Origin of the sequence: Thermoanaerobacter sp. A7A (assembly GCF_000445185.1) — a bacterium.
Lineage (GTDB): Bacteria > Bacillota > Thermoanaerobacteria > Thermoanaerobacterales > Thermoanaerobacteraceae > Thermoanaerobacter.
In genome coordinates, this window is record NZ_AVAF01000141.1 from 1 (window position 1) to 9,651 (window position 9,651).

The 9,651-nt window shown below is 36.8% G+C and carries 7 protein-coding genes; 4 read left to right on the forward strand and 3 right to left on the reverse strand.

Translation table 11 applies throughout. The annotated features are described in order from the left end of the window. Positions 1-76 precede the first annotated feature (76 nt). Positions 77-205 carry a hypothetical protein gene (locus M663_RS15630; RefSeq protein ID WP_255356326.1) on the reverse strand — a complete coding sequence of 43 codons (129 nt, stop codon included), beginning with the start codon at positions 203-205 and terminating at the stop codon, positions 77-79. Between the two features lie 359 nt (positions 206-564). On the opposite strand from M663_RS15630, the gene M663_RS0111150 reads away from it, so the two are divergent. Genes M663_RS0111150 through M663_RS0111165 form a run of 4 tightly spaced genes read left to right on the forward strand, consistent with a single transcriptional unit; the run spans position 565 to position 4,345 of the window. Further along, positions 565-1,140, forward strand: coding sequence for a glycerol-3-phosphate responsive antiterminator (locus M663_RS0111150; RefSeq protein WP_029688959.1), 576 nt, complete (start codon positions 565-567; stop codon positions 1,138-1,140). A gap of 18 nt (positions 1,141-1,158) precedes the next feature. After that, positions 1,159-2,103, forward strand: coding sequence for a sugar ABC transporter permease (locus M663_RS0111155; RefSeq protein ID WP_029688960.1), 945 nt, complete (start codon positions 1,159-1,161; stop codon positions 2,101-2,103). Next, on the forward strand, positions 2,100-2,921 hold the full coding sequence (locus M663_RS0111160) for a carbohydrate ABC transporter permease (RefSeq protein WP_029688961.1): 822 nt from the start codon (positions 2,100-2,102) through the stop codon (positions 2,919-2,921). The genes M663_RS0111155 and M663_RS0111160 overlap by 4 nt, the downstream gene beginning before the upstream one ends. 38 nt (positions 2,922-2,959) lie before the next feature. Beyond that, complete coding sequence (locus tag M663_RS0111165) at positions 2,960-4,345, forward strand: ABC transporter substrate-binding protein (RefSeq protein WP_029688962.1); 1,386 nt, start codon at positions 2,960-2,962, stop codon at positions 4,343-4,345. 81 nt (positions 4,346-4,426) lie between these two features. Here M663_RS0111165 and M663_RS0111170 read toward each other — a convergent pair whose 3' ends face one another. Beyond that, the gene (locus M663_RS0111170) at positions 4,427-5,515 is read right to left on the reverse strand and encodes a VIT1/CCC1 transporter family protein (protein WP_029688963.1); all 1,089 of its coding nucleotides are present in this window, start codon (positions 5,513-5,515) and stop codon (positions 4,427-4,429) included. A 207-nt stretch (positions 5,516-5,722) separates the two neighbouring features. Beyond that, positions 5,723-9,250, reverse strand: coding sequence for a pyruvate:ferredoxin (flavodoxin) oxidoreductase (nifJ, locus tag M663_RS0111175; protein WP_029688964.1), 3,528 nt, complete (start codon positions 9,248-9,250; stop codon positions 5,723-5,725). Positions 9,251-9,651: the final 401 nt, after the last annotated feature.

Consider the following 9,651-nt stretch of genomic DNA (forward strand, 5'->3'; position numbering starts at 1 on the left):
AGAAAACAGGGGCTAAAATTTTGCTTTGTCAACAAACTGAGACCCTGCGTATTGCGGGGTCTTTTTATTTATAGGCTTATGCACTTTCACTAGAGGTGTTATTTTTTGAATTTACAAGCCAGTTGACTATAAAAAATACAGCCACTATCAGAAAGACAAGCCCTGCTATGGCCCAGATGAGATTTTTTATGTTGAATTTAAACATTTTTTCTCCCTCCTCGGGAAGAGGTTAAAATTTATTGTTCTTATCTTCATTGTACAAGATATTTAGGATAATATCAACATTTTTTAAAATTCTCTAAAAAACGGATACATGGGACGGTTACTCTCATCTGAACAGCCTAGAAATATTCAGACAAAGTAACTTTTCCTTTTGTTTGGGTTTTTGTAAGATAACAAAGATTTAACATATTCTTAATATAGACATAACACAAAAGTTTTATAATAAAACCAGACAAGTAGATAGTTTTGGTTAGAGAAAGGAGAGAAACCTTTAAACGGACTAATAGATGGGAACTATTAGTCTTTTTGAAGGTTTCTCTCTTTTTGTGAAGGGGGAAAGTGATGAAAAAAGACACTTTTATAGAAAGATTAAAGAAATACAAATTGGTTGCAGCTGTAAAGGAAGAAAAGCATCTTGAGAAAGCTCTAAATAAGTCGTTGAGTGGAATTTTTTTGCTCACAGGGAATATTGGAGTAGTTAAAAGATTTGTAGATTTTTATAGAGAAAATGGCTTCCTGGTATTTGTGCACATTGAAAAGATAGGGGGTATAAGCTTTGACCAAGAGGGTTTGCAGTTTATAGCCCATTATGTAAAGCCTGATGGAATAATTACTACAAAAGCCAATTTGATTAAAATTGCCAAAAAGCTAAACTTGATAACTATCCAAAGGTGCTTTTTAATTGATTCTGATGCTTTTAAAAATGCGGTAGAGATTACAAAAGAAATACAACCAGATTTTGTGGAGCTGATGCCTGCACTGATTCCAGAGATGATTGAAAAATTTAGGACAGAGACGAATTTACCCATAATTACAGGGGGGCTTTTGCAAAACAAGGAACAAATGATAAGGGCGCTCGCAAGTGGTGCTATTGCGGTATCTACGGGAAATCCTGAGTTGTGGAATGTAAAACTTTAAGTTTGGGGGTAATTTAGAATGTACAGAATTGAAACTATACATTCAAAAGAAAGCTATAAGGTAAAAAGGCATACGTTGGGGATGCCTTTGAAAAATTTTAAAGCGGAGATTGAGCCTTACTTATATCTTTTGCCAGCAGCCTCTATATTCATAGCTTTTACTTTCTATCCTTTCTTTAAAACCATTTATATAAGCCTTTTTATGACGGGACCTCAGGGGGGATTAAGTAAATTTATAGGTCTTAAAAATTACTTTGACCTATTGGCATCTCCAGATTTTTTAAATAGCCTCTATGTGACTTTTGAGTTTGTTTTGCTGACAGTGCCTTTTTCTATAATCATTTCATTGGTTCTTGCCATATTTGCTAATTTAGATATAAAAGGGAAGAGTGTTTTTAGAACTTTTTACGCACTGCCTATTTCAATATCCTCAGCTTCAGCCGCGGTAATATGGACTCTTTTATTTAACCCTTCTATTGGATTTATAAATTACCTTTTGAGTTTTTTTGGAATTCCTGCAATTGGATGGCTTACTGATGTTAAATGGGGTATAGTGGCGGTGTCTATTGTAACAATTTGGCTAAATCTAGGGATGAACTTTATTTTCCTCTTAGGTGGACTTCAAAATATTCCAAAAGACCTTTACGAGAGTGCCCAGATCGATGGAGCAAATGTCTTTTTACAGCATGTTAAAATTACTATTCCCATGCTTTCACCCACCTTGTTTTTTGTGACGGTTGTTGATATCATAAATGCTTTCCAGCAATTTGGCGTGATAAATATCATGACGCAAGGGGGACCTGTGGATTCTACTAATGTTATAGTCTATTCCATATACAGGGATGCCTTTTTTAACTTCAGGTTTGGAGTTGCAAGTGCAGAATCTATAATACTTTTTGTAATACTTTTAATACTCACAGTTTTGCAATTCAAAACAGGTGAGAGGAGGGTATTTTACAGGTGAGGAAGAGTATAAGGATTTTGATTGTATATATCGTGAATGTAATTCTTGCAGGAATAATTCTTTTCCCGCTAATTTATGCGCTAATGATCAGTTTGATGAAACCAGAGGATATTTTTCAGTACCCACCTAAGATTATTCCTACAAGCCTGTATTTGGGGAATTATGTTGAGGCTTTGAAGTCAGTACCTATCTTAAGATTTATTTTAAATAGCTTCATCGTGTCTTCTGTGGTAACTGTGGGACAAATAGTTACTGCGAGTTTGGCGGCTTATGCTTTTACTTACTATGATTTTAAAGGGAAAAATTTGATATTTTTGATGTTCCTTTCGACCATGATGATCCCGGGGGAAGCTACAATTATTGCAAATTATCTTACAATACGGTCGCTAAATTGGATTGATACGTATAAGGCTCTAATAATCCCAAATTTGGGCACTGCATTAGGAATATTTTTGATGAGGCAGTTTTTCTTAACGATTCCTAAAGACTATTATGAAGCAGCTGCTATAGATGGAGCTACTAAGTTTCAGTTTTTTGTAAAAGTGCTTTTGCCTCTTTCAAGGCCAGCAATAGGGTCTTTAGCGATTTACAGTTTTCTTATGACATGGAATCAGTATATGTGGCCCTTGCTTGTTACCAACAGAGACGAAATGAGAACGGTACAAATAGGCATAAGTATGCTGCAGATGGCGGAATCGCAATCTTTTGGCCTTATAATGGCAGGAGTGATAATGATAATAATACCATCTCTTGTAGCTTTTATTGTAGGCCAAAAACAGCTGATTGAAGGTTTAAGTGCTGGAGCCTTGAAAGGGTAAAATATAAACATTCTATATTATTTAAGGAGGAAAGGTGTATGATTATTTTTAAGAGAGCAATAAGTTTGATGCTGATTTTAGGGTTACTTATTGCAGCAATTGGTTGTTCAAATTCACAAAAACAAACTGCCACTGCTTCTACACAGTCAACTCCTACCTCATCACAGGACAAAGTAATAGAGATTACTTTCTGGCATGCTATGGGTGGTAATTTGGGAGCAGCGCTTAATAAGATGGTGGAGAATTTTAACAAAACTCATCCTAATATTAAAGTGATAGCGCAGTTCCAAGGGAATTATGACGAAGAGTTAAATAAGTTAAGGACTGCACAGCAGTCAAAATCCGGTCCTGATATTGTCCAAGTTTATGACATTGGTACAAGATTCATGGTGGACAGTGGGTGGGCTGTACCTGTTCAGAAATTTATTGATGAGGAGAAGTACGATATATCAAAATTAGAACCAAATTTGCTGGCATATTATACTGTTGAGAACAAACTGTATTCTATGCCCTTTAACTCATCTACTCCTATCCTTTATTATAACAAGACGGCCTTTAAAGATGCTGGGCTTAATCCTGATACTCCTCCGAAAAATTTTGAAGAGATTGAGCAGTACGGTAAAAAACTCCTCAAAAAAGATGCCTCTGGCAAGGTTACTCAGTATGGATACTCTATGGCCATCTATGGCTGGTTTTTTGAGCAGTTTATGGCTAAACAAGGAGCACTTTATGCAAATAATGGGAATGGCAGAGATGCAAGGGCTACAGCAGTGGTATTTAATGATGAGGCAGGACAGAATATTGTAAATTGGTGGAAAAAGTTGGTTGACGAAGGAGTGGCGGGAAATTTTGGAAGAGGTTATGACGATACTTTAAATGCCTTTACTGCAGGTCGCACTGCAATGTTCATAGCTTCAACTGCCAGCTTAAAGCAAGTTTTAGATGGAGTAGGGAATAAATTTGAGGTGGGGACAGGGTTTTTGCCTGCATTAAATGACAGCAAAGACGGGGGGGTGATAATTGGAGGGGCTTCTCTGTGGATTTTGAATACCAGATCTGAAGAATATCAAAAAGCGGCGTGGGAATTTATTAAATACATGGTATCACCTGAGCAACAGCTTTTCTGGCACCAAAATACAGGATATTTCCCTGTGACTAAGGCAGTCTATGATATGCCGGAGATGAAATCACATCTTGAAAAATACCCTCAATTTAAAACTGCTATAGAGCAGCTTCATTCAACGCCAATAAATAGAGCTACACAAGGGGCCTTAATAGGGGTTTTTCCGGAAGCGAGGCAGACAGTGGAAAAGGCAATAGAAAAAGTTTTACAAAATCAAGCAACTACAAAACAGGCTTTAGATGAGGCTTTAAAGAGCATAAACAAAGCTATAGAAAATTATAATCAAACAATAGGTAAGTAGAGAAAAAAGACGGTTCCTTTTGTCTGAATATTCTAAGTTATTCAGATGAGAGGAACCGTCCTCTTTGTCTGCTTTGTCTGATTAGGAGGTTATGCCGAATAGTTTTTGCACTAGAGTTCCAAAAAGATATGATAAGACTGCTGCTCCAAGTCCTGTTGCTACCATTTCTAAAACCTTTCCTTTTATAGACAGACTTTCTGACGCGACAGATACTACAATTCCTACTATAGAGAGGGCTATAGCTGCAAATACTACGGAAAATGCAAGAGCTACTAAAGAGGATGAGGTGATTATAAAGTAAGGCAAAACGGGGAATACGAGTCCTACAAGGTATGCAATACCTGTATACAAAGCAGATTTTATCTCATTTTCTGAAACATCCTCAGTTAAGAGGTTTGTCATGGCATCTTCATTGTTACTAAGTTTGTCTACAATTTCTGCTCCAACATCTTCTGGTATACCAGATTCTGATAGTTTATTTAAAAATTCCTCTTTTGCCCTGTCTTTTGAGACCTTAAATAAAAGCTCCATTTTCTTTTTTATACCCTCATTTACTTGTCTTTGAGACCTTACAGAGGTGTATGCACCTATTGCCATAGAAAGAGCACCAGCTACTCCTACTACCAAACCAGCAGTGCCCACGGTGATGGGACTTTTTGGATAAACAGCTGAGAGTCCTGTTACAGTTCCTAAGATTTCTACAAGGCCATCGTTCATTCCAAGTATAAAGTCTCTTATGTTTTCTATGCTGAATTTATCTTTTTGTTTGCTAAATATTTTTTCATGTTCCAGTTCATCTTCTATGATTTTTGAGAGAATTAATTTTTCTTCTTCTGTAAGAGAAGCTTCGTTAAAATAGCGATAATAGGATTCGGTACTTGTTGTTTCATTCATTTCAAGTATTGTGACGAATAATTTGCTTCCTAATAAAGTTCTCAACATTTTATAAGTAAAAAGCCTAAATTTACGAGATTTTTCTTCTGGAATTTCTATATTTCTGTCTTTTAAAAATTGATGCCAAAATTTTGCGTGAGCTTTTTCTATTTTTGCAAGTGCTTCAAAATTACTTTTAGTTTCTGGATTTTTCTCCACTTTTGCAAGGTATGTATAAAGGTCGGCAGCTTCAACTTCTTCTTTGTAAAAACTGATAGCTTGATCTATAGGATTCATTTGTTATACCGTCCTTTCTGAGTGAAATTTTAAATGAGCAAGAATAACAAAAAATAAATGGAATGCTATATTAGTGCATATAATTTTACATATGATATATTTACAAAGTGACAAACACTCGTATATATTATACCACATTAGAATTAAAGCTAATGGCCACTTGCCTTTTGCAGAGATAAAAAATGGAGGGAATGCTCCCTCCATTTTTTATTCATCTTTTGCTAATTTTTCGTAGATTTTGTACCTTTCTTGAGCTTGTTTTTCAGCTTCTTCAAAGAGCTTTTGTGCTCTTTCTGGGAAGGTCTTTTCTAATGCTGAGAATCTTACTTCTCCTTTTAAGAAGTCTTGTACTGATAGTTTTGGTGGCTTAGAATCGAGGATGAATGGATTCTTTCCTTCTTTCTTGAGAAGCGGATTGTATCTATAGAGAACCCAATATCCTGCTTCTACAGCTTTCTTTTCTTCTAATTGGCTGCAGCTCATACCTTGTTTTATGCCGTGAGCAATACATGGAGCATAGGCAATGATGAGAGATGGCCCTGGATAACTTTCAGCTTCTACTAATGCCTTTACTAATTGAGTTTGGCTTGCTCCCATCGCAACTTGTGCTACATATACATACCCGTATGTCATTGCCATTCTTCCTAGGTCTTTCTTGCCAATTGGTTTACCTGCTGCTGCAAATTGTGCTACTGCACCTACTGGTGTTGCCTTTGAAGATTGTCCACCTGTATTTGAATAAACTTCTGTATCGAATACCAAGACGTTTATATCTTCTCCCGAAGCAAGTACATGATCTAATCCGCCATAACCTATATCGTATGCCCAACCGTCGCCACCAAATATCCATTGAGACTTCTTGATGAGGTAATCTTTTCTTTCAAGTACTTCATTAATAAGCTCTTTTACTTTTGCGTCTTCTGCTTTGTAGTTTTGAAGTATTGGTAACAATTTTATAGCAGCTTCTTTTGATTTTTTGCCGTCCATCATGTTGTCAAGCCAGAATTGCAATGCTTCTTTTAGCTCTGCTGTGATGTTAAGCTCCAACAGTTCTTTTACTATATCAGCTAATTTTGCTCTTTGTTGTTTTACAGCTAATGCCATGCCAAGACCAAATTCTGCGTTGTCTTCAAAAAGGGAGTTCGCCCATGCAGGTCCTTTTCCTTCATGGTTTGTGCAGTAAGGTGTGGATGGTGCACTAGCTCCCCAAATTGAGGAACAACCTGTAGCATTTGCAATCATCATTCTATCGCCGAACAGTTGTGTTACCAGTTTAGCATAAGGCGTCTCACCACATCCTGCGCAAGCGCCAGAGAATTCAAGCAGTGGCCTTTCGAACTGGCTTCCTTTTACTGTTTCTTTGTTCATTGGGTTTTCTTTTGGTGATAAAGTCATTGCGTATTCCCAGTTCTTTGCTTCTTCCATTTGTATTTCTAAAGGCTTCATTACAAGTGCTTTTTCTTTTGCAGGACACTCATTTACGCAAACGCCGCAACCTGTACAGTCAAGGACACTGACTTGAATTCTGTAGTACAATCCTTCAAAGCCTTTTCCAATAGCCTTTTTAACTTTAAATCCTTCTGGTGCGTTCTTAACTTCCTCTTCTGTGAGCAAGAAGGGCCTTATTGCAGCATGTGGACATACAAAGGCACATTGATTACACTGTATACAATTATCTATTTGCCACTCAGGTACGTCAACAGCAATTCCGCGTTTTTCATAAGCTGCAGTACCTGGTGGGAAGGTACCATCTTCTCTCCCGAGGAAGGCACTTACAGGAAGCTTGTCTCCTTCCAATCTATTCATTACATCGGCAACATTTTTAACAAAATCAGGTGCTTGTCTTTCTTCTTTTGGCTCATCTTCAGCGTTTGCCCAAGAAGCAGGTACTTCTACTTTGACTAAAGAATTTATACCTCTATCTACAGCTTCGTAGTTCATCTGTACTATCTTTTCGCCTTTATGTCCGTATTCTTTTACGATAGCTTCTTTTAAGTGTTTTACTGCCTCTTCAATTGGTATTATGTTTGTAAGCTTGAAGAAAGCGGATTGCATTATCATGTTAATTCTTCCGCCTAACCCTATTTCTTTTGCGATGTCTACAGCGTTGATGATGTAGAAGTTAATGTTATGTTTAGTTAAATATCTTTTCATTGAAGCAGGCAATTTTTTGTCTAATTCTTCAACTTTCCAATTGCAGTTTAGAAGGAAAGTACCACCATCTTTTAATCCTGCCAATATGTCATAATTGTAAACGTAAGATTGCTTATGACAAGCGATAAAGTCTGCTTTGTTTATCAAATATGTTGACCTTATTGGTTTTTTGCCGAATCTTAAATGAGATACTGTTACACCGCCTGATTTCTTTGAGTCATAAGAGAAATATGCTTGCACGTATAAATCTGTGTTGTCACCTATGATCTTTATAGCGCTCTTGTTTGCACCAACTGTACCATCAGAACCAAATCCCCAGAATTTGCAGCTGGTTGTCCCTTCTGGTGCTGTATCGACTTCTTCTCCTACAGGAAGTGATGTAAAGGTCACGTCATCAATTATTCCTATTGTGAAGTGGTCTTTTGGTTCATCAGCTTTGAGGTTGTCAAATACAGCAATGATTTGTGCAGGTGTAGTATCTTTTGAGCCAAGACCATAACGACCTCCAACAATTACTGGACGCAATTCGCTGTCAAAGAAAGCTGTTTTTACATCTTCATACAAAGGTTCACCAATTGAACCGGGTTCTTTTGTTCTATCGAGTACAGCTATCTTCTTAACAGTCTTTGGTATTACATCTAAGAAATGTTTTATAGAGAAAGGCCTATAAAGATGTACTTTTACGACACCTACTTTTTCTCCTTTTTTCATCAAGTAATCTACTGTTTCTTCAATAGTTTCTGTTACAGAACCCATTGCAATTATTATTCTTTCTGCATCTGGTGCTCCGTAGTAGTTGAATAACTTATATTCTCTGCCTGTCAATTTGCTTATTTCATTCATATAATATTCTACAACCTCAGGTAATGCGTTGTAGAACCTATTGGCGGCTTCTCTCCCTTGGAAGAATATATCAGGATTTTGAGCTGTACCTCTTATCACAGGACGTTCTGGATTTAATGCCCTTTCTCTGAAAGCTTTTAAGGCATCATAATCTACAAGCTTCTTTAAATCTTCATAATCTAAAACTTCAATTTTTTGCACTTCGTGAGATGTTCTAAATCCGTCAAAGAAGTGCAAGAAGGGTACTCTTCCTTTAATTGCAGAAAGGTGTGCGACGCTTGCTAAATCCATTACTTCCTGTACACTGCCAGAAGCAAGCATAGCAAAACCTGTCTGACGGCATGCCATAACGTCAGAATGGTCACCGAAAATTGAAAGAGCATGTGTTGCAACGGCACGTGCACTTACATGGAATACTCCAGGCAAAAGTTCCCCTGCAATTTTGTACATGTTGGGAATCATTAAAAGAAGTCCTTGTGATGCAGTAAATGTCGTTGTTAGGGCTCCTGCTGCCAGTGATCCGTGAACAGCACCTGCAGCACCTGCTTCTGATTGCATTTCAATGACTTTTACTGGTTGACCAAATATGTTCTTTCTTCCATGAGCACTCCATTGGTCTATAAGTTCGGCCATTGGAGACGATGGAGTTATGGGGTAAATTGCTGCTACTTCCGTAAAAGCATAAGCTACATGGGCAGCAGCTGTGTTACCATCCATGGTCTTCATTACCTTAGCCATTTTATTACTCCTCTCCTTATTCAAATGATGCTAAAAAATCACCAATCAGTGTAAAATGTACCTGATATAGTACAGTATACAATATTTCATCTTATTATATAACAGGTATTTATAGAGTGTATAACAGACCGTATTAATTTAGATTTTTGCTTTTGTTAAAGCTATATAACAGGTACATAATAATTATACCACACCGTCAAAAAAATTAAAACTTTTTTGTGACAAATCCATATCAAAAAATTTAGCTGCAGCTTCTCTTCAAAAGAAACAAGGACAATTATTACAACCGCTATTGTACATTGCAACCAATAGCGGTTTTGGATATACCATTTTCGAAAAGGAATGATTGTCAAAAAAAATTTGACAAGAAAAAACTGTATTTTTTTTTTTTTTTTTTTTTT